The sequence below is a fragment of the Mangrovibacterium marinum genome (genome assembly GCF_003046625.1).
In the GTDB taxonomy this organism is placed as follows: Bacteria; Bacteroidota; Bacteroidia; order Bacteroidales; family Prolixibacteraceae; genus Mangrovibacterium; species Mangrovibacterium marinum.
On the sequence record NZ_QAAD01000006.1, the window covers coordinates 223,348 to 247,572 of the forward strand.

Consider the following 24,225-nt stretch of genomic DNA (forward strand, 5'->3'; position numbering starts at 1 on the left):
AAGTATTCATGAAATTGGTTTTTGCCACAAATAATCCGAACAAATTAAAGGAAATTCAACATAAACTGGGTGACGAAATTGAGTTGCTTGGTTTGAAAGATATTGGTTGTACCGAGGATATTCCGGAAACAGCACCAACGCTGGAAGGCAATGCCCTTCAGAAAGCCATGTATGTTTACCAGAACTATGGCTACGATTGCTTTGCCGACGACACCGGCCTGGAAATTGATGCCCTGAACGGGGAGCCGGGAGTTTATTCGGCTCGCTATGCCGGACAGGCTAAGGATGCACAGGCGAATATGGCCAAAGTGCTGGAGAAAATGAATGGTGAGCACAACCGGATAGCCCGCTTCCGCACTGTGATTGCCTTGGTGATTGGCGGTAAGCAAACATGGATGGATGGCGAAGTGAAAGGAACGATCCTGACCGAGAAACGCGGCGCGGAAGGCTTTGGCTATGACCCGATTTTTCAACCCGAAGGTTACGAGTTGAGTTTTGCCGAAATGGACTTAAATGAGAAAAATAAGATTAGCCATCGGGCCCGGGCGGTTGAGAAGTTGGTAACTTTCCTGAATCGATCGTAAGAACCTGCTATGAAGAAATTGCTGCTGTTTACCCAATTGGTTTTGACCTGTTTCGCCGGTTTTTCGATTGGCCAGTGGACGGAATATCTTTCCTATAACTCGGCTCAAAAGGTTATTGTGGCAGACGGTAAAGTGTATTGCGTCGCCAATGGTGGTTTGTTTTGTTTTGATAAAGCCGATAACAGCGTTCAGAAATTGAATATGATCTCCGGCATGTCGGACGTGGGCGTTGTTGCAATCGGCTACGGCGAACAGTCGGATGTGGTGATTGTTGCTTACCAAAACAGCAACCTCGATTTAATCTACTCGGGACAGGTTTATAATATGTCCGACATCAAGCGGAAGCAAATTTCGGGGGATAAGTCAATCTACAATATTTTGGTGGTCGATCAGGTCGCTTATCTGTCCTGTGGCTTCGGTATTGTGGCGGTGAACCTTGAAAAAAGGGAAATTAAAGATACTTACTATATCGGCGACAATGCTGCACAAATTCGCGTGAATGACATGGCCTTCGATGGGAATTACCTTTACGCTGCCACGGAAAATGGGCTTTACAAAGCCGATATTAACTCCCCGAACTTGCAGTACTACGGAAATTGGGAAAAGCAGAGCTCACTGCCGAATGCCGACAGTGCGTTTGACCAGGCTGATTATTTCGATGACAAGCTGATTGTCAATCAGAATAGTGAGAGTTGGGGAGGAGATGCATTATACGCCTGGGACGGTTCGTCCTGGAGCCGCTATTTGGCTTCGGTGACCCAGGTTCAGGATCTACAGGTCTCGGTCGGGCAGTTGGTGGTTTCGTCCGGGGCGAAAGTCGAAGTTTACAATCCCGGCAATCAGTTGGCGGCGCGTGTCAGTTCCTACGAATTTAATCATCAGCCGGTGAGTTCCATTGCAGCACAAAGTGCCGTGACGGATGCCCATGGTGTGTTGTGGGTTGCCGATGCCAGCTACTCGTTGGTGCAAGTAACTGGTGCATCGTTTGAGCAGATTCAACCCGAAGGACCGGCGAGCAATGCTGTTTTTGCCTTGGCCATGAATGGTTCGGACTTGTGGTTGGCCGACGGCGGGAGAACTTCAGTCTGGAATAACATGTTTTACACGCCGCGTTTTCAACTTTTAAGGGATGAGCAATGGCAACCCTTCGACGGTCAGACATTCAGCCAGATGAGCGGCTTTCACGATATTGTATGTGTGCTGCCCGATCCGAGTGATCCCGATCATGTTTTTGCCGGTTCGTGGGGAGGAGGAGTGCTCGAGTTTCAGGACGATCAGTTTGTTGCCCGCTACAACAATAAAAATTCCAGTTTGCAGACCGCCATTCCTTCGCAACCCGACGAACCTTATTGCCGCGTTAGCGATATGAAGTTCGATAGCAATGGCAACCTGTGGGTGGTCAACTCGATTGTTGACGAGCCCCTGTCGGTGCTGAGGACTTCCGGCGAGTGGGAGTCGTTCACCTTGTCGGGCGTGCAGTCGAGCACCGACTTGGGGACAATGGTTATGACCGAGGACGATGATATGTGGATCACCGTTCCGCGTCGTCAAAACACGATGATTGTCCGCAATGCCGGTGGTGCCGCGAGTAAAAGGTTGTCGGTGGTGGCTTATTACAACAATGGATCCAACGAGGTTTATACCAACATGACCGATATTTATTCCATTGCGATTGACCAGGATGGCGCCATTTGGTTTGGCACTGCCGTAGGTGTTGGCGTGTATTACAATCCGCAGGATATTTGGGATGGCGGTGCGTTTTATGCGTCGCGGCCGGGATTGGATGAAGGCGATGGTTTGTATCATCCCTTATTGAGCACACAAACCGTGACCGCAATTGCTGTCGACGGCGCCAATCGGAAGTGGTTCGGCACCAAAACTTCCGGTGTGTATTTAATTTCGGAGGATGGAACCGAAGAGCTGCTCCACTTTACAACGGACGACAGTCCCTTGCTGTCGGACGAAATTACCAGTCTGGCGATCAATGACCAGACCGGGGAAGTATTTATCGGGACATCCAAAGGTTTGATTTCGTATATGGGATCCGCAACTTCCGGAAATGACGATTACCAGAATGTGTATGCCTATCCGAACCCGGTGCGGGAGGATTACGATGGTGATGTTGTGATTACCGGTTTGATGGAAGATACCGATCTGAAAATTACCGATATCAGTGGTAATTTGGTCTATAAAACCACTTCGTTGGGCGGGCAGGCAAGCTGGGATGGTCGCAATTTGCGCGGGCATCGGGTGGCCACCGGTGTTTACCTGGTGTTTGGGAACGATCGCTACGGCGAACAGAGCTTTGTGACGAAAATCCTCTTTATACATTAATATCCGGTTATGCTTGAAAAAACCCGTGGCATATTTCTGCATGCCATACCTTATTCCGACAACTCAATCATTGCACGGATTTATACCGAGCGCTTTGGGCAGCAGGCCTATCTGGTTCGGGGTGTGCGTTCCAAAAAGTCGGCAGCGCCGATTAATCTTTTTCAACCTTTGTTTTTATTGGATTTAGAGGTGTATCATAAAAACCGAACCGGTATTCAAAGTTTGAAAAATGCCCGCTTGTCGGTTCCTTTTAACCAGTTGCCATTTGATATTGGCAAAAGTGCTCAAGCAATTTTTTTAGCCGAAATTTTGATGAAGTGCCTCCGCGAGGAGGAAGGAAACCCCGAGCTGTTCAGCTTCCTGTTCCATGCAGCCTGCCTGCTCGATCTGGCCGATGAGGGGCAGAATAATTTCCTGATAAGTGTGTTGTTCCGACTGACGCGTTTTCTGGGGGTTGCTCCTCAGCAGCCACCCCGCGAGCCCTATCGTTTTTTCGACCTGATATCGGCTTCCTTTAAACAGCAGGAGCCCGTTCATCATTCGTTTATGGATGTGGAATGCAGTGCGAAATTTGCCGAGCTGTTTGAGCATGACTTAAGTGGTCTGGCAAAACTGAGCTTCAACAACCGGATCCGGCGTGAACTGCTCGATTCGCTGCTGGAATACTATAAAATTCATCTCGATTTGTCGGGCGATTTCAAGTCGCTGGCCGTACTCAAGGAAGTTCTGTCCTGATTAAAAGCTTCTAAATTAACAACCAACCGGCGGTCGGAAAGCGGTAATTTTGTATCTTTCCGCTCTAATTGCGAATATGGTACAATCGAAACTTCCGAATACGAATAAATCAGTTTTTGCCTCCGTCAACAGTCTGATTGAGGAAACAGGAGCGCTGGATATGGCAATTAGCGGCACGGACTTTCCGTGTTCTCCCGACTTGCTGCAGCTCGCTGTTGATCATCTGAAGAATGGGAACGACAGTTTTTCTCCGTTGGAAGGAGTGGCAAAACTTCGTCAGGTTATTGCCGATATGGTGCAGCAGAACTATGGTCATCGCTACAACCCGCAAACCGAAGTAACGGTTTCGGCAAGCATCATTCAGGCTGTGCATACTGCCATTAGTGCTGTGGTGCGCGACGATGATGAGGTGATTGTTTTCGAGCCGGCTTTCGAGTCGTATGTGCCCTCGATTATCCTGAATGGCGGGAAACCGGTGTATCTGGAGTTGAAAGCCCCTAATTTTAAAATTGATTGGGAAGAGCTGCGAAAAATGATCACCACCAAGACGAAAATGATCATTATCAACTCGCCCAACAACCCGACCGGAAGTGTGCTGTCGGAAGACGATATGGCGCAGTTGCAGCGACTGACAAACGGAACCAACATCATCATTTTGAGTGATGAGACCTTTGAGTCGATTGTTTTTGACAACCTGACGCACCAAAGTATTGCCCGCTATCAAAAACTCATTAACCGCAGTTTCATTGTGTCCTCCTTTGGACCCTTATACAATGTGAACGGCTGGGGCGTATCCTATTGCCTGGCACCCGAAAGTTTGATGGTGGAATACCGGAAGATGCAGCAGTTTCAGTTGCACAACGTGAATACGCCCATGCAAAATGCCTTGGCCGATTATATTCCCGGCAATCAAGCCTTCGAGGAAGTTGCCTCCCTGTATCAGGGCAAGCGCAATTATTTCCTGCGCCTGTTGGAAAACAGCATGTATAAGTTTGTTCCCTCGCAGGGAAGTTATTTCCAGATAATCGATTATTCCCGTTTGTCGGACGAGCCTGATCAGGTTTTTGTAGAGCGACTTGCCCGCGATTTCGGCATCGCTGTTTTGCCGGTTTCTGCTTTCTACCACGAAAAAACCAAAGCCCGGATGTTCCGGATCTGCTTTGCCAAGGACAATGCCAAGCTCGAGCAGGCGGCCGAACGTTTGATGAGCGTACCCTCGATGATTGTGGATTAGCTCCCAGACAGAACAGATACACTTTCCGAAAAAACCTTCATGATTCCGGGAAATCACCAACAGGAATGAAAGTTTAGGATTTTCGACCAGGCTGTTGTCGTTGTTTTCAAAAGTTGTCTTGGTTGTCGTTCCACATCTAATCAAAACAAGTTATTGACATTGCGCCTTAGCGTCTTTGCGTTCATCGACTTTCACCAAAAAGAAAAAGCTTATTCAAATCGATGAATAAGCTTTTTGGTATGCTGTGTTTTTGGAACTTACTTTTTAACTAACAGCCAGGTATCGGCATATTTCGGGAAATCGGTCCGGATTTGGTTTACCCGTTGACGGGCAGCCATCTCTTCGGCATACGAATTCACACAAACACGATAGTAGCCTGTTTCGCTGTGCAGTACAATGGGGTTGAAACCTTGCGGAATCAATTCCTGCTTGTAGCGGTTGGCGTTATCCAGAGAACTGAAGCTTCCGATAATTACAAAGAAGCTGCTTCCCTGATACTTGGCAGCATCATCCTTCTGGTCGAAAGTAAAGGTCTCGGTTTGCGTACGAACCGGTTTGGCAGGTGCCTGGTAGGTGTTTGTTGCCGGTTGTTGAGGCGCTGCCGGTTGCGGGCTTGTTGCTTGTGGCTCGGCTACCGAAAAAACTTTTGTTTGTGTTTGTTCTTGTTGTGCAGGTGCTGCTGCCTCGTTGCCTTTCATGCGCTGCATGGTTTTACAGCTGGAAAGCATCAATGCGAAGGCAAATGTTCCAATGATAATTTTTTTCATTCCTAGTTCTTTTATGGTTTCAAATAACAAAATTACGAAAAAGCGGTACTGTAGACCGATCTCTTGACGATTGATTATCAACCAAGAGCTGTTGAAATCTAAAAGTTTAAGATTCTTTTCAGATGGTATTGCCCCGCTTTGGTCCTGTAAAAGCGAATTCGGCGGATGGCTTGATTTTTACTTCCGCAGGGTTCGTGATAAACGATTGCCCAAGGCGAAATGTTCTTCGTCTCTTCAATTAAGCCATTGTTGTGCGCTTGTTCGGTTTTCTTTAAATCAACCGTGAATCCGTAATGGAATCGATGGTGTTCCAGATTATATAACACGTAAGAATAATACATAGCACAAAAATAGAAAAACCAGTTGATTTCAGTTCTTTATCCTGGTTTTTAGCTCAATTTTGTTTTGATGTTCCGTTGTTTTTGGGTTTGTGTATGTCGCGTGGGATTTTTCTTTCCTTAACATGCTGTACGTTAGTTGTCAAGAGTATTTTATTATGCCTGCTGGTTAACCGGAGTACCCCCGGTACGAAACATTTCGGTACGGTCGCATTATCAATTTACCCGGTTTTCGACAACAATTTCATCAGTTGCGGCAATATTTTTAGCCCTAGTTTTAAAATGCTCTTTAGGCTTCAGCTCATACGACTCGTTCGCCGGGCAGCCTTCAGGAGCACAATTGCACAATCAGCAATTAAACCTGTAAAATCTAACTTAAAACTAAATTTATGAAAGAAAAACGCAGTGACAGGAGTTTCTTAACCAACTCCTTCATGAAGCCGACAGCTTTGCTTCTTCGATGCTTCTGTCTGGTTTTTGCTTTACTTCTTGTTTTTTCGGGCTTTGCACAAGCTCAAAGACAGATCACCGGGATGGTGTCCGATCAAAAATCGGGTGAGCCCATCCCCGGAGCAGCAGTTGTGGTGAAAGGAACCACCAACGGAACATCAACCGACTTCGACGGTAAATTCAGCTTGCAGGTGTCCGATGGGCAAACCCTGCAAATCACCTTTGTTGGCTTTAAACAACAGGAAATCTTAATAGACGGGCAGCAAAGCCTGAACGTTCAGTTGGAGGAGGATGTGGCCTTATTTGACGAGGTCGTTGTGGTTGGTTACGGTGTTCAAAAGAAAAAGCTGGTAACCGGCGCTACCGTTCAGGTGGATGGCGAAGACCTTCAAAAAAGAAATACCACCAACGCTTTACAAGCATTGCAAGGACAAACTTCGGGCGTTCAGATTTCTTCTACTTCCGGCCAGCCGGGCGAAGGTTTGAAAGTGGTTGTTCGTGGTCAGGGTACCATCGGTAACTCGGGCCCTCTTTATATTGTCGATGGTGTTCAGTCCGGCGATATCTCGTATTTAAACAATGCCGACATCGAAAGTATCGATGTGCTGAAGGATGCCGCTTCGGCTGCCATCTACGGTTCGCAGGCTGCGAATGGTGTTATTTTGATCACCACCAAAACGGGTAAAAAAGGTACAGCGAAAATCAGCTTCGACGCCTATTATGGTTTGCAAAATGTTGCCCGCAAAGTGGATATGCTCAACAGCAAACAGTATGCGGTGATTATGAACGAAGCCGCCATCAACTCGGGCAAAGCGCCTTATTTTACACAGGCTGAAGTTGACGAGATGGGCGTTGGCACCAACTGGATTGATGAAATGCTTTACGACAATGCTGTAACCCAAAACTATACGCTGGGAATAACCGGCGGTTCTGATAACTCGGTGTACTCTATGTCGCTTTCATACACCGGTCAGGAAGGTATTGTGGGCGGACCGGATGTGTCGAACTACGACCGGTATAATCTGCGCATCAACAGCGAACATAAATTGTACGATGGAATCGTGAAAGTGGGCCAACACCTGACCATGGGTTATATTGAGAAAAACGGCATTGGTGTGGGTAACCAATATAATAACAGCTTACGCAGCGCTTTCAACACCAGTCCGTTCCTTCCGATGTACGATGTAAACGGCGACTTCCTGAATAACAAAGCAGGTGTTGAATACTACGACCAAAGCGGCAACCTGCAGGTGTGGACGCCTTGGTACGAGGGCGAAAGCAACCCCTACGGATCGATGATTCTGAACAACCAAAGCAAGAATAACAACCAAAAGATTTTCGGGGATGTGTATTTCGAATTGAACCCGATGAAAAACTTGCGCTTCCGCTCCACAGCAGGTTTTGACTACTATGTAAGTGAAGGCCGTTCTTATCGTCCGATCTACGAATTGTCAATGTACGCCTTCCGTCTCAATGATGGTGCCAGCCAGGATATGAGTAAGGGTATTGCCCTGACCTGGGACAACGTGTTGACTTACGATTTCAACCTGAAGGAACATGCGTTTACGGTGATGGCCGGTAACTCAATCTACCAGAATAAAGGTTCGTGGGTGAGCGTGAGCAACTCCGACCTGGTGACTTCTGATCTGGACCATGCTTATATCGACAACACAACAAACACCGCTTTAACGCTGCTTAGTTACGGTGGCGCCCCGAACGACGAAGCCATGTTGCTGTCGTATTTCGGTCGTTTGAGCTACAACTACAAGGAACGTTACATGTTGAATGCGACTTTCCGTGCCGACGGTTCTTCGAAATTTGCCAAAGGGAACCGCTGGGGCTACTTTCCATCGGTGTCTGCCGGTTGGGTGGTTACCAACGAAGCGTTTATGGAAAACTCGGCAAACTTTCTCGACTTCCTGAAAGTACGTGCCAGCTGGGGACAGGTGGGTAACCAAAGTATTGCAGCCTGGCAGTACCTGGCGCCAATTACGGTTGGCGACGGGTATCGCGACGGCGATAACAATGTGGTTACCGGTAGTAATTATTATTTCGGTTCCAGCGATTTCGATCCCTCGGGTAATTCAACGGGAGCCTACCCCAATCGCTTGTCCAATCCGGAGTTGAAGTGGGAAACATCTGAGCAGATCAACATTGGTTTCGACTCGCAACTGCTGGACGGACATCTAAACCTGACCTTCGACTGGTACAAAAAATCAACGAAAGACTGGCTGATTAAAGCGCCGATCCTGGCTACTGCCGGTGCCGATGCACCCTATATTAACGGTGGTAATGTGGATAACACCGGCCTTGAGTTGTCGCTGTCGTACCACAACAATATTGGCAAACTGAACTACCGGATCAGCGGTAACGTGGCCAAAAATAAAAACGAAGTCTCTGAAGTGCCAACTTCCGACGGTATTGTGCACGGCTTGACCAATATGCTTTACGATAATTCGCTCGAATTCTACCATCGCGCTGAAACCGGTTATCCGATTGGTTATTTCTGGGGATGGCAAACCGATGGTATTTTCCAAAACGAAGACGAAGTTCAGAGCTATGTCAACAACGGGAAAGTTGTTCAGCCCAATGCCAAGCCCGGCGACCTGCGTTACGTCGATCGTAATAAGGACGGCGTGATTAACGAAACCGACAAAACGGAGGTGGGCGATCCCAATCCCGACTATGTATTTGGCTTCTCGGTAGGTTTCGATTACGAAGGATTTGATTTGACGATTGATGCCAACGGCGTTGCCGGCAACCAGATTGTGCAGTCGTACCGCAACCAAACCAATGCTTATGCCAATTATACCACGGAGATTTTAAGCCGCTGGCATGGCGAAGGAACGTCAAACAAAATTCCCCGGGTCACAGAAACCAATGTGAACTACCAGTTCTCGGATGTTTTTGTGAAAGACGGCGACTTCCTGCGCATCAGCAACATTACGCTGGGCTACGACTTTGCCCGGAAGTTGGTGAAAAAAGATTTCATCAGCCAACTGCGCTTGTATGCGTCGGTGCAGAATGCCTTCACCTTTACCAAATATAACGGCATGGATCCGGAAATTGGTTACGGTGTGGAGAACGGATCATCGGGCGTTGACCTGGGCTATTATCCACGTCCACGGACGATGTTGGTTGGTGTAAATATCAAATTTTAAAAACTGAAGGAACAATGAAAAAACGATTAATATATATGCTGGCGCTGTCCACTTTGGTATTTAGCGCCTGTTCGGATAGCTTCCTGGATAGTGAGCCGACAACCACACTGACCGACGGAAACTTTTACCGGACAACTGATGACGCCGAACTGGCCATTGTTGGCTGTTACGATGGTGTGCAAACAATTTATGACAATGGGATTGCTTTCCCGGTGTTGTCGGAAGTAGCATCGGACAACTGCTTTGGGGGCACCGGAAATACCGACGGCCTGAACTATCGGGTGCTCGACCAGATGGATCTGCAAGTGTCTCCCGGCGAGGTGAATATGCTGAACGACACCTGGGTAGCCTATTATAAGTCGATTTACCGCTGTAATGTTTTGTTGCAGAAAATGGACCAGATTGACTGGGAAGGCGATACGGACTATCGCAACAGCATCGAGGCGCAAGCCCGTTTCCTGCGTGCTTATGCGTATTTTGATATGGTGCGGTTGTGGGAGCGCGTTCCCCTGCTGACCGAACCTTCGGCTGAAAACATTCCGCAAGCACCGGCTGATTCAACTTACGCCGTGATTGCACGCGATTTGATGTTCGCCGCCGAAAACGGAGCCGAATCGGTTGAGCCGGGCCGCGTGAATAAATGGGCTGCCAAAGCCTTGCTGGCGCGTGTTTACCTTTATTATACCGGTTACTACGGCCAGTCGGATTTGCTTGGACTGGTATCGCAAACCGAAGCTTTGCAGGGGCTGGAAGACATTATTGCATCGACCAGCACAACCGGCTACGGCTTGGTTGAAGAGTACAAAAACCTGTGGCCCGCGGCATCGTCTACGCCCAATGTAGCCACCAACGAACTGGAAACAACCTATGCCGGAAAAGACAATAAGGAAACCCTCTTTGCCATTAAGTACAACATTACATCCGATTACGATGGAAATACCGATGGTAACCATTGGCTGGTGATGTTGGGCTTGCGCAGTCAGTCGTTTTCACCTTACGGAAAAGGCTGGGGCGGCTGCACGGTTTCGCCGGCACTGTACCAGGCTTACGACGACGATGATGCCCGCAAAACAGCTTCGGTGATTGCCATTGCCGAGGAAGGTCTGGCATTCGATAATTCGACCCAACGCGAGTACACCGGTTACAGCAACAAAAAGTACACACCACTTGCCCTGCCCAACGGGAAAGATGTGGCAGAAGCCAACGGAGCGGCTAACTTCCAGGTAGGCCAGTTTCAGGATTATGTGGTGATGCGCTATGCCGACGTGTTGCTGATGGCTGCCGAGCTGGGTAGCGCCAATGCGCAGGACTATTTTGACCAGGTACGCGGACGCGCCGGGCTGATTTCAAAACCCGTGAGCCAGGCAAACCTGATGGCCGAACGTCGTTTCGAATTTGCCTTCGAAGGTTTGCGCTACTGGGACCTGCTGCGTCAGGGAGTTTCCACGGCCGCCAGCACCATTGCGGTTTCAACCACCGTGCAGGACGGCGGCGTTGACTTCCAGAAAGTCATCAGTGCGTCAAACATCACGGCTAAACGCGGGCTGATGGTAATCCCTCAAACGCAGATCAGTTTGTCAAACGGTGTGCTCACCCAAAATGATGGTTGGAACTAATCAAAACTAAAATCTTATGAAGACAAGAAATTTCAAACTATACAGCCTCCTGTTGGGAATGATCCTGGCTATGTTTGCCTGCTCGCCCGACGAGTTCAACCTGGGTTCTGTATTGTCGCAAAGCGATCTGGAATACCGCATTACCCAGGACGCCGACGATCCCAATATGGTGATCCTCGAAAGTCTGACGCCCGGTGTCACCCCGCTGTGGGTCACCCCCATGGGCCGTTCAACCCGGGTGAAGGACACCCTGCGCTTCCCCTTTGCGGGCGATTACGAATTTATTTACGGCGTGCAAAGCGCCGGTGGTTTGGTGCAGGCCGAAGCCTTTCCGTTAAGTATTACAACCAACAACTTCAACTATGTGGATGATCCGCTTTGGACCCTGTTGACTGGTGGTGTGGGCGAAAGCAAAACCTGGTATTTAGACCTGGATGCCGAGAAAACCACGCGCTTTTTTGACGGGCCAATCTGGTTTTTTACAGATACCTACGAATGGGACAACTTGCATGCAGCGAACGGCAGCAACTACATTGATTCCAAAAATTGGGCAGCAGCCGACGCTATCGTTCCGAACCTGACTGACGGCTCTGCAACTTGGTATTGGACGGCTGATTGGGCCGGCAACCAGTGGATGTGCGATGCGGCTGATTTTGGTACAATGACCTTCGATTTAATTAACGGGGCTAATGTGCAGGTCGATCAGCAAGAATATGGACTGGATTTGCAGGTGGGAAGTTTCGTGTTGGACACGGAAGCACACACCATCAGTTTTTCGGATGCCCTTCCTTTGCACGACTCAAACCGGGATGCCGACATGCAGGCTGCCTCTGAGTTCCGCGTGTTGTACCTGTCGGAAGACTTTTTGCAAATTTTTGTGCCCGCTCTGGGCGCTTGCTACAACTATATTTCGGAAGATTATCGCGACAATTGGGTGCCCGAAGATCTTCCCGATCCGGAACCCCCTTACGATGGCGATGCGAATGAGGATTTAACGACATCAGTGAGCACAACCAAAACCTGGAAAATTGATATGGATATTCCATACAACTGGCATGGTTTGGATGGCTCTGCATTAAATGAAGTCGCTTCAACTGCGAGTGACGGGGAATTTGCCTTTACAACCTGGGCTCCTCCTTATGATGAAGCCGCATTTGCTGCAGTTTCGATGAGTTTGACCAAAGAGAGTGACGACGGTGGTACCTATGTAGTTGAGACACTTAATGACTCTTATGAGGGAAGCTACACCGTTGACGAAAACAATAATATTGATTTTGGCCAACCCATATCGTTCTTTAGCGGCATCGGTGGTTGGTTAAGCTTTGGCACCACCGCTGAGAATACGCTGAGGATAATCATTTCAGAAAAGGATGCTTTGGGTAATATCGATGGCATTTGGCTGGGGCAGCGTTCAACTGACAAAGACGAATACCTATCCTTGCATCTGACTCCGGTTTCTGGTTCCGCCGAAGTTGACCCCCTTGCCGCCTGGAAAAAGGCATTGGTTGGTAAAACATTCACCCCGGACGTTAATTGGTTTGTCGATTGGGTTGGTTTCCCAACAGGGTTTACCGGCGGATGGACTACTGCTTCAACTTTTGGAGATGATTACTCGTCAAATAGTTGGGTTTGGGATGCTAATGTGAGAGCTGTGGCAGAAAGTGCAAGCTTATCATTCACCGAAGAAGACGGTACGATTAAGTTGACTTTAACGCAGACCAAAGATGGCGCCCCATATACCGCAACCGGGGATGTTGTGATTAATGCCGATGATAATATTCTGAATATCTCGATCCCGCTGGTGGATTATGCCGGAACAACTGCCAGTTGGTTGCCGACGACGAATCCAAAATCCATAACCGGTGATACGAGTGATTTCTATTTCGTCTCTCATGGTGGAAATAATCTCGCGAACATCGACACAGAGGGATTCTGGTTGGGGGTTATCGCGAACTCGACTGCTGCCGGAGATGATAAAGATGAGGTTGTGATCTATCACTACGTGTTGAATCAATAGTAAAAGGAGAATAAAAATTCCCCGGATATCTTCCGGTATCCGGGGAATCCCAAAAATACGGGGCTATTGCTCCGCTTGCCCGAATTAACCTGAACCAAAAACAACAATTTAGAATAGCTGATGAATAATTTAAAAAGATGGCTTTGTATGCTGCTCATGGTGTGGGCAGTGACAGGATGCAGTGATTCCGACGACGAAATAATAATTGACGAACCCGAGCCAACGCTGGCGGCGGGTACAACAAGCTTCAGCTTTACCGCTGACGGCGGAACCGTCAGTTTCGAGATTAGCAGTAATACCACCTGGCGCATCAATTTCGAATCGACTGGCTGGTGTAAACCGTCCATTCAAACAACAACCGGCAATGCCACGGTGCGCCTCATGGCCGACGAAAACCCGACCGCCGAGGAGCGGAGCCTGAGCCTGAGCATTACCGCCGACGGGGTGGAAACCATCAACCTGCAATGTACGCAGGCCGCCAAAGAGCTTGAGCCAACCGAGCCGGAAAAAGAAGAATATATTGAACCCGACAACAGCAATATGAGCAGTTTAAGCGCCCTGGATTTTGCTGCTCTGATGGGGCAGGGATGGAACCTGGGCAACTCGCTCGAATCGATTGTTGCCAACGGCGAAGAGCTAAGCGGCAACGAAACCTCCTGGGGTAATGAGGTGGTGAGCAAAACCCTGATTGATGCGGTGAAAGCGGCCGGCTTCAATACCATCCGGATTCCCGTTTCGTGGTCGCACAAACTGGACGACCAGGAAAGCTACAAAATTAGCTGGGCCTGGAAACAACGGGTTGAAGAAGTGGTGAACTATGCCCTGGACAACGACATGTACGTCATGATTAACGTGCATTGGGATGGCGGATGGGCGGATCATCCCGATAATGAACATCAGGAAGCCATCAATACCAAGCTGGCAGCCTTGTGGAAGCAAATCGCCATTTATTTCCGCGACTACGACGATCACCTGTTGTTTGCCGGAACCAACGAAGTGCACGAGGAAGGATACTACGGAACCCCTTCGGCCGAAAACCTGGAAGTTCAAAATTCATTCAACCAGACTTTTGTCGACGTGGTGCGCGCAACAGGCGGGCGCAATGCCTACCGGTTCCTGGTTATCCAGTCGTATAATACCAACATCGACCTGGCGGTGAGCGATCTGACGCTTCCAACCGATGAAACGCCCGACCGCCTGATGGCCGAAGTTCATTTCTACGACCCGTACGATTTTGCGCTGCAGGAGAGTGGCAGCTATAAAACACAGTGGGGCAACGGTTATACCGATGTGTCTGATTGGGGACAGGAAGCCTGGGTGGACGAAGCTTTTGGCAAGATGAAAACCAATTTTGTCGATCAGGGAACGCCGGTGATCCTGGGTGAATACGGCGCTATCCTGCGCTCCGGTTTAACCAGCGGCCTGGATGAGCATATTGCTGCCCGCAACTATTACCTGAACTATGTCACCCGGGCTGCAATCGAAAACGGCATGATTCCTTGTTATTGGGACAACGGACCGACCGGCAACAACTCCATGGGCTTGTTCAACCGGTCAACCGGCGAAGTGGTACACCAGGATGCGCTCGACGCGATTATTGGTACCGCCGAAAATTGATAGAAACATGACCGCTTTATTGTGCAGAAATAAACCGAAAGAATATGAATAGACTATTAGCAATGACGATACTGGCAGCGACTTTGGCGGCCTGCAGCCCCAAAGACTACCAGCTTGATGAGAAGGGAATAACGGTTTTTCCGAAGCAAACAACCGAAAATGGCGCGAAAGCGGTACGGGTGATGCCCGTGAGTGACGAGATCATTCGGGTTTCGGCGTCGGCAACCGGTCAGTTTTCGACCGACTCCAGTTTGATCGCCTTGCCCGAAGACAAACAAGTAAAGTTTACAACCAGTGAAGACGGTCAGCTTGTGAAAGTCGCAACAGCCAGTACCACGGTTGAAATTTCGAAAGAAAGCGGCGTAGTCCGTTTCCTCGACCAAAATGGCAATGAAATTCTGGCCGGCGCCGAAAATGGAACGACGATGAAACCCATGGAGGTTGACGGCGTGAAAGCGTTCGAACTTCAGCAGGTTTTCGACTCGTCGGACGACGAAGCGCTGTACGGTTTGGGACAGCACCAGGCCGACGAAATGAACTATAAAGGCAAAAACGAGGAGCTGTTTCAATACAACACCAAGGTGTCGGTGCCCTTCATCATGTCAACTCAGAATTACGGGATCCTGTGGGACAATTATTCGTTGTCGCGCTTCGGCGATCCGCGTCCTTACGGGCAGATGGACCAGTTTATCCAGTACGGCAAAGATGGAAAAGAAGGTGGTTTGACTGCGACTTACATCGACGATTCGCGCAAAGGACACGTCTTTGTTGAGCGGCAGGAACCAACGATCGATTATGAAAACCTGGAGACCATCAAGAATTTTCCGGAAGGTTTCAGTTTCGACCATGCCCAAATTACCTGGGAGGGTGATCTGGAAGCGAAGGAAAATGGCGTATTCAATTTCCTGTTGTACTACGCAGGTTACACTAAATTGTACATCGACGGACAGTTGATGGTGGATAAATGGCGTACGGCGTGGAACCCATCTGTTGCCAAGTTTCAGGTTGATATGAAGGCTGGTCAGCGTTTCCATGTGAAGCTTGACTGGATTCCCGATGGCGGTGTTTCTTACATTGGATTGAAAGCTTTGTCGCCGGTCGACCCGGAGCAGCAAAAGCACATTTCGTTCTACTCCGAAATGGGTAATCAGGTGGACTACTATTTCATGAAAGGAAATTCGATGGATGAGGTGATCAGCCGTTACCGCGAGCTAACCGGTAAAGCACAGGTGATGCCCAAATGGGCCATGGGCTTCTGGCAAAGCCGCGAGCGCTATAAAACGCAGGATGAGCTGGAAGGCGCCCTGAAAGAATTCCGCAAACGCCACATTCCCATCGACAATATTGTGATGGACTGGTCGTACTGGAAGGTGGATCAGTGGGGCAGCCACGAGTTCGATCCTGAACGCTTCCCCGACGCCGATGCCATGATTAAAACCGTGCACGACAACAATGCGCACATCCTGATTTCGGTGTGGCCCAAGTTTTACTACGGAACCGAACACTACAAGGAGTTCGACAAAAACGGCTGGATGTATCAGCAGGCGATCAAGGACAGTGTGCTCGACTGGATTTATCCGGGATATCTGGGTTCGTTCTACGATGCCTATTCGCCCGGTGCCCGCAAGTTGTTCTGGAAACAGATCGACGAAAAGCTATATTCCAAAGGAATCGATGCCTGGTGGCTGGATGCTACCGAGCCGGATGTGTTGTCGAATGCCAGTGTTGAGTACCGCAAAAAGTTGATGAACCCCACTGCACTGGGGCCTTCAACCCAATATTTTAACGCCTTTGCCCTGATGAATGCCAAAGGTATTTATGAAGGACAGCGGGCTAAAAACCCCGAAGATCGGGTGTTTATCCTGACCCGCTCGGGCTTTGCCGGCATGCAACGTTACGGCACCACCACCTGGAGTGGCGACATTGGCACCTGCTGGGAAGACCTGAAGGCCCAGATTCCTGCAGGCATCAACTTCTCCATGTCGGGCTTGCCCTACTGGACCATGGATATTGGTGGTTTCAGTGTACAAAAGAAGTTTGAAAACGCGAAGGAAGGCTCGGAAGAAATGGCCGAATGGCGCGAGCTGAACACCCGCTGGTACCAGTTTGGCGCTTTTGTGCCGTTGTTCCGCGTGCACGGGCAGTACCCTTATCGCGAGATTTACAACCTGGCGCCCGAAAACCACCCGGCTTACCAGTCGATGTTGTACTACAACAAGCTGCGCTACCGCCTGATGCCCTACATTTACAGTATGACCGGTGCGGTTTATCATCACGATTATACCCTAATGCGCGGCTTGGCGATGGATTTTGCCGCCGACAAACGCGTGTTGAATATTGATGATCAATATCTGTTTGGACCTTCGTTGATGGTTTGCCCGGTATACAGCTACCAGGATCGTCAACGCGACGTTTATTTCCCGAATAACAGCGGCTGGTACAACCTTTACAGTGGCAAGTTTGTGGCAGGCGGACAAAAGCAGTCTGTGGACGCCCCGTACGAACGGATGCCTGTTTTTGTGCGCGAGGGATCAATCATCCCCGTTGGACCGGAGATTGAATATACCGATCAAAAACCGGGTGCACCGATCGACTTGTATGTTTACACGGGTAAGGACGCCAGTTTTGAGCTGTACGAGGACGAAAGTACCAACTACAATTACGAGAAAGGGGCGTTCAGTACCATTCGCTTCGATTACAGCGAGGCTACGCACAAGCTGACCATTCAGGACCGCCAGGGCGAGTTCCCCGGAATGGTTGCGAATCGGACCTTCCGGGTCATTGTGGTTTCGCGCGATCAGGCAGTGCCTTTCCTGGAGGCTCCGGCGGATGCCAAAGAGCTGGATTATGCTGGTCAGGCGATGGAAATTCAACTTTAATTCGTCATTGGTTTATTTTAAAAAGGATTGAATTTTAAAGCAGATCGTTTATGGTAGAAAAAGGGAGCTTGTCTCCCTTTTTTGGTGAAAGTCTTCGGGTGATGTGCCTGCCTGCGGTAGGCAGGGTTTCCAAACCGCGTCGGGGATAACTTGAATAGCGGTTCAGCTCGAAGCTGAAGCGAAGGCTCACTTTGTAGCAAACCTGTGCTGGTGGAAATTGCCCCAAGCCCGGACTGTTTTGTTCATTCTTCTCTTGCTCAATTCGCATCTTTTGTCCTACCGGACGGGTTTTCATCTTTGGCTTGCCCCAAAGACGAAACAGAAAACGCAAGGCTTATTTTTATCTTCAGGTGTCGCCTTCCGAAAGCTAAGTTCAACCGGGTGATTTCCACTCCGGCAGCTGCCGGATCGGAACTTCCCGGTTTCACTAAGCTTCCGGTTCGCCTCTCACCATCGATAAAAAGTAGGCCGGTCCCGCTCCGAGCGAGCTTCCGCCTTCTCAATTGCCTTCAATCGCGTCCAACTGCCTTCTTCCACTTTCATTTCTGTTGGTGATTCCCAGGAATCATAAAGGTTTTTAGTGAAAGTCCGTTCGGGTGATGCGCCTGCCTGCGGTAGGCCGGGTTTCCAACCGCGTCGGGGATAACTTGAATAGCGGTTCAGCTTGAATCAGGAGCCACTACTCACTTTGTCGCAAACCTGTTAGTGAGCCTTTCCCAAACCTTTGGTGTTTTTCTCGCCTACTTTTGCGCAATTCGGATCTTTTGTCCTACCGGACGGGTTTTCATTTTTGTAGTGACACAAAAACGAAACAAAAAGGTCATGGCTGATTTTTATCTTCAACCGCCATCTGCCGAAAAGCTAAGTTCATCCGGGTGATCTCCGACTCGCGTCGGAGCTTCCCGGATTCTCTAAGCTTTTCGTTTGATGGAGGCCTCGATAAAAATAGGCCAACCAGGTTCCGACTTTTTGGCATTGATCGAACGGTATTCTCACTCGTTGATGGTGTTTTTTTGTAATCTACCTGTAGCTTCCGGATACCCCCGTTCTGCTCGCAGAGAGGGGACAGAATTGAATTAATCCGCCCGGATTGGTTCAATTCAGGGGAGAGTTACAGCGGGCTGCTGGTATACACATTGAAAGTCCCACTTCGTTTCAATGCTCCTTTTTCAGTCTATCGGCATTATACCGTCCTATTTCAGAGTATAAATTTAGCCTGTGCAACGGTATAATTTGGGAAGCACCAAAGGCAACACGAAGATTCTCCCGTCCCGTACGGGACGGAATTTCGCCCCTGTCGTCGGTAAGCGACCCAACTAGCATCCCTCCGGGATTGCAGGAAGCTTTTCGTTTGATTTCGGCTTCGATAAGACCAAGCCAACCAGGTTCCGACTTTTTGGCATTGATCGAAAGTCATTCTCACTCGTTGGGCTGTTTTAAAATGACAACCCGACAACTTGAAACAACCACGACAACAGCATCGTCGAAAAACAGGGAGTAGAACGCTGCTTATTAGCGAAACCAGCAAAGAGAAAAAACAACCACCAAAAAACAGGATAAAGAAAATGAAGTATGAATGCAATCAGGAATTAGAATCTTATTGGTTTTGTAAACCAGTAAATGAAATGAAAAACATTTACATCCTACCAAATAAAGTATAAATCTGTCAAGCTATTTTAGGAAAAGCCACTGACCGGGTGACTCGCAGTCACCCGGCCAGTGGCAAAATCCTGAAACGCCCGGTTGACGCGTCCCCCGAGCAGGTTTGACCCTCCCCTGAGGCTTTTGACCCGTCCCCGAGCAGTCTGAAGCCTTCCCCGAGCAATTTGGAGCGTTCCCTGAGCAGTTTGAGCCATCCCCTGAAAGATTTGACCGTCCCCTGAGCAGTTTGATCTTCTTCACGAGCAGATTTGACCGTCCCCCGAGCAATTTCTCGGCGTTCACGAGCAGTTTGACCCGTCCCCGGGCAATCCGGGCGATGGTCGTGTTGCGATTGTGCTATTGGAGTTGGAGGTGTTGCGGATGCAGATATCTGGGCGGTGATGGTGATAATCGGGTGCAATTATTATCTTTGGTACAGCCAATTGAACAACCTCATGATGAATCGAACCCGACTTTTTCTGCTGCTGTTTTTTGTCGCTCAGTTTTCTGCTGTTTTGGGGCAGGCCGACGGCAGTCGCTATAAGTTCATGCAACTGTCAATCGACGACGGTTTGTCAAACAACCAGGTGCGGGCTATACTGAAGGATAGCCGCGGCTTTATGTGGTTCGGAACGGCTCGCGGACTGAACCGCTTCGATGGCACAAACTTCAAGATATACACCCACGATGCTTTCGATTCGACCAGCATTCCGTTTACCTCGATCGATTTTATGGTGGAAGATGAGGATGGCCGGCTGTGGTTGCGGTCGATCAACGATTTTTTCATCTTCGACCCGGACCGGAACCTGTTTGAAGCTCTGCCTCGCTATTACATGGATTCGAAAATTCCGTTGGCGGGGATTAAGCAGCTGATGCCGGATGGCGACGGTAGAAGCTGGTTGCTGAATTCGGATAACAACTTGTATTGCTACGATCACCGCACACTGCAAAGCGACTCTATGCGTATTGGCCCGGCGCAGGGACTGCCGGCCAACGACAATCTGGAGGCGATTGCTTTCGACTCGAAAAGTCAACTGTGGGTTGTGTCGCGGCATTTCAGGCTGTTTAAAATTGATCCGGCAAGCCAAGCCGTTCAGGCCAATTATTCCCTTTTTGAGCAACCTCCCGGCGAGAATGTCATCAGCAACATTTTGATCGACAGCGACGACGATGTGTGGGTCTGGGCTCCCGGCCAACCCTTTGGAGCCTTTCAACTTCGGTCGTCCGACCAACAGCTTGTGCATTATACTGCTGCCGACCGTTCGCTGCCTTTAAATTCGAATTTGGTCTCCTCGATCGTTGAGGAGAAGAAGGGCCTGATCTGGATTGCCTCGGATCATGGCGGAATTAATGTGCTGGATAAACAAAAGGGGCAAATTGTTTCGCTGGTCAATAACCGCGACGATCGTTTCAGCCTTGGTCAGAATAGTGTGAACACCCTTTATCGCGACGATCAGGGGATTATCTGGGCGGGAACCTATAAAAAGGGATTGAGCTATTTTCACCCCAGCCTGGTGCAGTTCGAGCATTACCGCTATTTGCCATCGGTGCCCAACAGCCTGCCCTACGACGATGTGAACTGTTTTGTGGAAGATAACAAGGGGAACCTCTGGATCGGCACTAATGGCGGAGGCTTAATTTATTTTGACCGTCGGAAAAACCGCTTTCAAACTTATCGCAACAATCCGGCCGACCCCAACAGCCTGGCCAGCGATGTGATTGTGGCTTTGTGTTTCGACCGGAACAACCAGCTGTGGGTAGGCTCCTATTTTGGCGGCCTGGATCGGTTCGACGGCAAGAAGTTTCATCATCATCAACATAATCCGGCCGATTCAACCTCCATATCGGATAACCGCGTTTGGGAAATCTTTGAAGACTCGGAGTGTAACCTGTGGGTGGGAACACTGGCGGGCGGATTAAACCTGTACGACCGTGCGGAGGATTGTTTTTACCACTTCCGGGCGGGCGAGGCCAATTCGGTGGGTGCCGATTTTGTGATGTCCATTATCGAAGATTCGGAGCGCAACCTCTGGATTGGTACAAGTTACGGGATCGACCGGTTGAGGCTCGATACCCGTCGTTTTGAACATTATTACCCTGGCCCCGGCATTCCCGGACGGCTGAGCGACAATCATGCCACCGACCTGCACGAAGATTCGCGCGGTTTGCTGTGGGTTGCCACCGACCAGGGACTCAATGTACTGGATAAACAAAGCGGACAGTTCAGGGTGTTTACCGAACAGGATGGTCTGGAGGACAGCAATATTAAAACGGTGCAGGAAGATCAGAATGGACATCTGTGGCTGTCGACAACCCGCGGTTTGTCGCAGGTTTTTGTGTCGCCGAATGGTCATTCGATCCGGGTGGCCGATTTGCAGATCAGCGTGGTGAACTACGACCTGATGGATGGCTTGCAGGGCACCGAATTTAACGAGAATGCAGCCTACCGTACCCGGCGCGGAGAACTGATTTTTGGCGGAGGCAATGGCTTCAACCTTTTTGTGCCCGAGGACATCCATTCGGTGCAGTCGGCCAACAAGATCATCCTTACCGGGCTGAGTGTTTTTAACCAGGAAGTACGCGTTGGCTCCGACTTTCGGGGGCGCGTGCTGCTTCGCGAAACCCTGAACCGGCAGCAGTCCATCACCCTGCGGTATAACGAAAATGTGTTTTCGATCGGTTTTGCCGCCCTCAACTTTTTTAATCCTGAAAAGAATAGCTTTCAATATAAGCTGGAACCGTTTAACGAGCGATGGTTGGAGGCCGATTTGAAAAAGCCGGAAGCCAGTTTTACCAACCTGAATGCCGGCGATTACAAGTTCCGTGTTCGGGTAAGCGACGATGGCTCAAGCTGGACCGAGCTGGCCGATCCCTTGCAGATTACCGTGTTGCCACCCTTTTGGAAAAGTACCTGGGCGATGCTTTTTTATCTTGTCGCACTGCTTGTTGGTCTGTATTTCACCCGGCGGTTTACCCTGGAACGTCAGCGTTTGAAGTTTGAAGCCGAGCAGGAACATCGGGAGGCCGAGCGTATTCAGCAGCTGGACAATCTGAAAACCCGTTTTTTCACCAATGTGAGTCATGAGTTTCGTACGCCGCTAACGCTGATTATGGCGCCATTGGAGAAGCTGATCAACAAAACGGAGGATGCCCGGCAGCGCAATCAGCTGATCTTTATTCATCGTCAGTCGAGGCGTTTGCTGGCCATGGTGAACCAGCTGCTCGATTTCCGGAAGATGGAATTTCAGAAGCTGGAAGCCAAACGCAGCTGGGGCGATCTGGCCGCTTTTATCTCCGATCTGGGGATTGCTTTCAGCGACATGGCTGCCAATAAGAAGATCGACTTCGAGGTGAAGGTCAGTCACAAGTCCTTTTTTACCTGGTTCGATCAGGATAAAACCTATAAAATCATTTCCAACTTACTGTCCAATGCCTTCAAGTTTACCCCTGACGAAGGCCGGATTCGGCTGACTGTGGATATTGAACCGACGCCTTTTCAGTTGGACGGCAAGGAGCAGGTATGGCTTCAGCTGAATGTTCAGGACAGTGGTATCGGCATTCCGGAAGATAAGCAAAGCCGGATTTTCGATCGCTTTTACCAGGACGATGTTCCCCATTCGATGGTTAACCAGGGAAGTGGCATTGGTTTGTCGATGGTGCAGGAGTATGTCAGCGTTCTGGGTGGGAGCATCAAGCTGTCGAGCATCGTTGGCAAAGGAAGCACCTTTACCGTTCGCATCCCGGTGCCCCTTATGAGCGACCAGGAAGCAGAGGCTATTAATCAGGAGCAGGACGAACGCGAAGCGATGAGCTTTTTTACCGAGCAGCCAACCGGGCAACTTGCCGAACCGGTTTACGAAGCCTCGAAGAAGAGCATCCTTTTGGTGGAGGATAACGATGATTTTCGCTTCTACTTAAAGGATAACCTGCGCGAAAAATACAACATTTACGAAGCCCCCAACGGCCAAAAAGGCTGGGAACTTTGTCTGAAACATCTACCCGATTTGCTGGTGAGCGATGTGATGATGCCCGTGATGACCGGAACTGAGCTGTGTGAGAAAGTGAAGGGCGATGGCCGTACTTCGCATTTGCCTATTATTTTGCTGACAGCCAAAGCCGAGGCCGAAGATAAGCTGGAAGGACTGGAGTCGGGTGCCGACGACTATATTAGCAAGCCCTTTGATTTCCGCATTCTGGAGTCGCGCATAGACAACCTGATTAACAGTCGCGAGCAACTGCGGCAAACCTACCAAAGCATGATTGGCCTGAACCCCGAGAAAATTGAGGTGAGCTCGCTGGATGAGAAATTCATTAAGAAGGCTCTGCAGGTCGTTGAGGAAAATATTCCGAATGCCGGCTTTAGTGTCGAAGATCTGAGTCGCGAAGTGGGGATGAGCCGCGTGAGCCTGTACAAAAAGCTGATGTCGCTGACCAAAAAATCACCGGTCGAATTTATCCGGATCATTCGGCTGAAACGAGCTGCCGACCTGCTCGAGAACAGTCAGTTTTCAGTTTCGGAGGTGGCTTACCAGGTTGGGTTTAACAGCCCCCGGTATTTTTCGCGTTACTTTAAAGATTATTACAACGAACTGCCTTCGGAATACATCGCCAAACACCGCAAACAACAAGCCGGTTTCGAGGATATTCTTTAAGCGGCATTGTGCCTATTCCCCGCCAGCTGTTTTTGCAGTTATGCTCAACGGTTGTGCGGTCGTTGGCGGACTTTTGCGCTTCGGCCGAAAAGAACGGGATTACCCAGTCGGTTACTTTTTTCATTCTTTTGCGCACTTAATCAATGCTTTGGTAGCTGTGTTGAAGGAAATATGCTAAGGCATGGAACACTTGTTGAAAA

General features: G+C 49.4%; 11 protein-coding genes. 10 read left to right on the plus strand and 1 reads right to left on the minus strand.

Going from position 1 to position 24,225, the window contains the following annotated elements; translation table 11 throughout:
* Positions 1-8 precede the first annotated feature (8 nt).
* The 4 genes from C8N47_RS07860 (at position 9) to C8N47_RS07875 (ending at position 4,887) form a co-directional block, all read left to right on the plus strand.
* Positions 9-584 carry a non-canonical purine NTP diphosphatase gene (locus tag C8N47_RS07860; RefSeq protein WP_107821989.1) on the plus strand — a complete coding sequence of 192 codons (576 nt, stop codon included), beginning with the start codon at positions 9-11 and terminating at the stop codon, positions 582-584.
* 9 nt (positions 585-593) lie between these two features.
* The gene (porZ, locus tag C8N47_RS07865) at positions 594-2,918 is read left to right on the plus strand and encodes a type IX secretion system anionic LPS delivery protein PorZ (RefSeq protein WP_107821990.1); all 2,325 of its coding nucleotides are present in this window, start codon (positions 594-596) and stop codon (positions 2,916-2,918) included.
* Between the two features lie 9 nt (positions 2,919-2,927).
* Positions 2,928-3,653 (plus strand): DNA repair protein RecO, encoded by a 726-nt coding sequence (recO, locus tag C8N47_RS07870; RefSeq protein WP_107821991.1) that lies wholly within the window; start codon positions 2,928-2,930, stop codon positions 3,651-3,653.
* Between the two features lie 76 nt (positions 3,654-3,729).
* A complete protein-coding gene (locus C8N47_RS07875) occupies positions 3,730-4,887 on the plus strand; it encodes a methionine aminotransferase (RefSeq protein WP_107821992.1) in 1,158 nt (385 codons plus the stop codon).
* A 257-nt stretch (positions 4,888-5,144) separates the two neighbouring features.
* On the opposite strand, the gene C8N47_RS07880 is transcribed toward C8N47_RS07875, so the two are convergent.
* Entirely contained in the window at positions 5,145-5,654 is a 510-nt protein-coding gene (locus tag C8N47_RS07880; RefSeq protein ID WP_107821993.1) for an SPOR domain-containing protein, read from the minus strand.
* 727 nt (positions 5,655-6,381) lie between these two features.
* Here C8N47_RS07880 and C8N47_RS07890 point away from each other — a divergent pair.
* From C8N47_RS07890 to C8N47_RS07925, 6 genes are all read left to right on the plus strand, one after another.
* A complete protein-coding gene (locus C8N47_RS07890) occupies positions 6,382-9,603 on the plus strand; it encodes a SusC/RagA family TonB-linked outer membrane protein (protein ID WP_245915688.1) in 3,222 nt (1,073 codons plus the stop codon).
* Between the two features lie 14 nt (positions 9,604-9,617).
* The gene (locus C8N47_RS07895; protein ID WP_107821996.1) at positions 9,618-11,219 is read left to right on the plus strand and encodes a RagB/SusD family nutrient uptake outer membrane protein; all 1,602 of its coding nucleotides are present in this window, start codon (positions 9,618-9,620) and stop codon (positions 11,217-11,219) included.
* 16 nt (positions 11,220-11,235) lie between these two features.
* Complete coding sequence (locus C8N47_RS07900) at positions 11,236-13,236, plus strand: hypothetical protein (protein ID WP_107821997.1); 2,001 nt, start codon at positions 11,236-11,238, stop codon at positions 13,234-13,236.
* 120 nt (positions 13,237-13,356) lie between these two features.
* The gene (locus C8N47_RS07905; RefSeq protein WP_107821998.1) at positions 13,357-14,853 is read left to right on the plus strand and encodes a cellulase family glycosylhydrolase; all 1,497 of its coding nucleotides are present in this window, start codon (positions 13,357-13,359) and stop codon (positions 14,851-14,853) included.
* A gap of 44 nt (positions 14,854-14,897) precedes the next feature.
* Positions 14,898-17,732 (plus strand): TIM-barrel domain-containing protein, encoded by a 2,835-nt coding sequence (locus tag C8N47_RS07910; RefSeq protein ID WP_107821999.1) that lies wholly within the window; start codon positions 14,898-14,900, stop codon positions 17,730-17,732.
* Between the two features lie 2,099 nt (positions 17,733-19,831).
* Positions 19,832-24,025 carry a hybrid sensor histidine kinase/response regulator transcription factor gene (locus tag C8N47_RS07925; RefSeq protein WP_170111333.1) on the plus strand — a complete coding sequence of 1,398 codons (4,194 nt, stop codon included), beginning with the start codon at positions 19,832-19,834 and terminating at the stop codon, positions 24,023-24,025.
* Positions 24,026-24,225: the final 200 nt, after the last annotated feature.

Bases quoted from the DNA above. Each gene is read 5' to 3' on its own strand.
- C8N47_RS07925 (WP_170111333.1), top strand. From the start codon at position 19,832: ATGAATCGAACCCGACTTTTTCTGCTGCTGTTTTTTGTCGCTCAGTTT.
- C8N47_RS07860 (WP_107821989.1), top strand. From the start codon at position 9: ATGAAATTGGTTTTTGCCACAAATAATCCGAACAAATTAAAGGAAATT.
- porZ (WP_107821990.1), top strand. From the start codon at position 594: ATGAAGAAATTGCTGCTGTTTACCCAATTGGTTTTGACCTGTTTCGCC.
- C8N47_RS07895 (WP_107821996.1), top strand. From the start codon at position 9,618: ATGAAAAAACGATTAATATATATGCTGGCGCTGTCCACTTTGGTATTT.
- C8N47_RS07900 (WP_107821997.1), top strand. From the start codon at position 11,236: ATGAAGACAAGAAATTTCAAACTATACAGCCTCCTGTTGGGAATGATC.
- C8N47_RS07905 (WP_107821998.1), top strand. From the start codon at position 13,357: ATGAATAATTTAAAAAGATGGCTTTGTATGCTGCTCATGGTGTGGGCA.
- C8N47_RS07890 (WP_245915688.1), top strand. From the start codon at position 6,382: ATGAAAGAAAAACGCAGTGACAGGAGTTTCTTAACCAACTCCTTCATG.
- C8N47_RS07910 (WP_107821999.1), top strand. From the start codon at position 14,898: ATGAATAGACTATTAGCAATGACGATACTGGCAGCGACTTTGGCGGCC.
- C8N47_RS07880 (WP_107821993.1), bottom strand. From the start codon at position 5,654: ATGAAAAAAATTATCATTGGAACATTTGCCTTCGCATTGATGCTTTCC.
- recO (WP_107821991.1), top strand. From the start codon at position 2,928: ATGCTTGAAAAAACCCGTGGCATATTTCTGCATGCCATACCTTATTCC.
- C8N47_RS07875 (WP_107821992.1), top strand. From the start codon at position 3,730: ATGGTACAATCGAAACTTCCGAATACGAATAAATCAGTTTTTGCCTCC.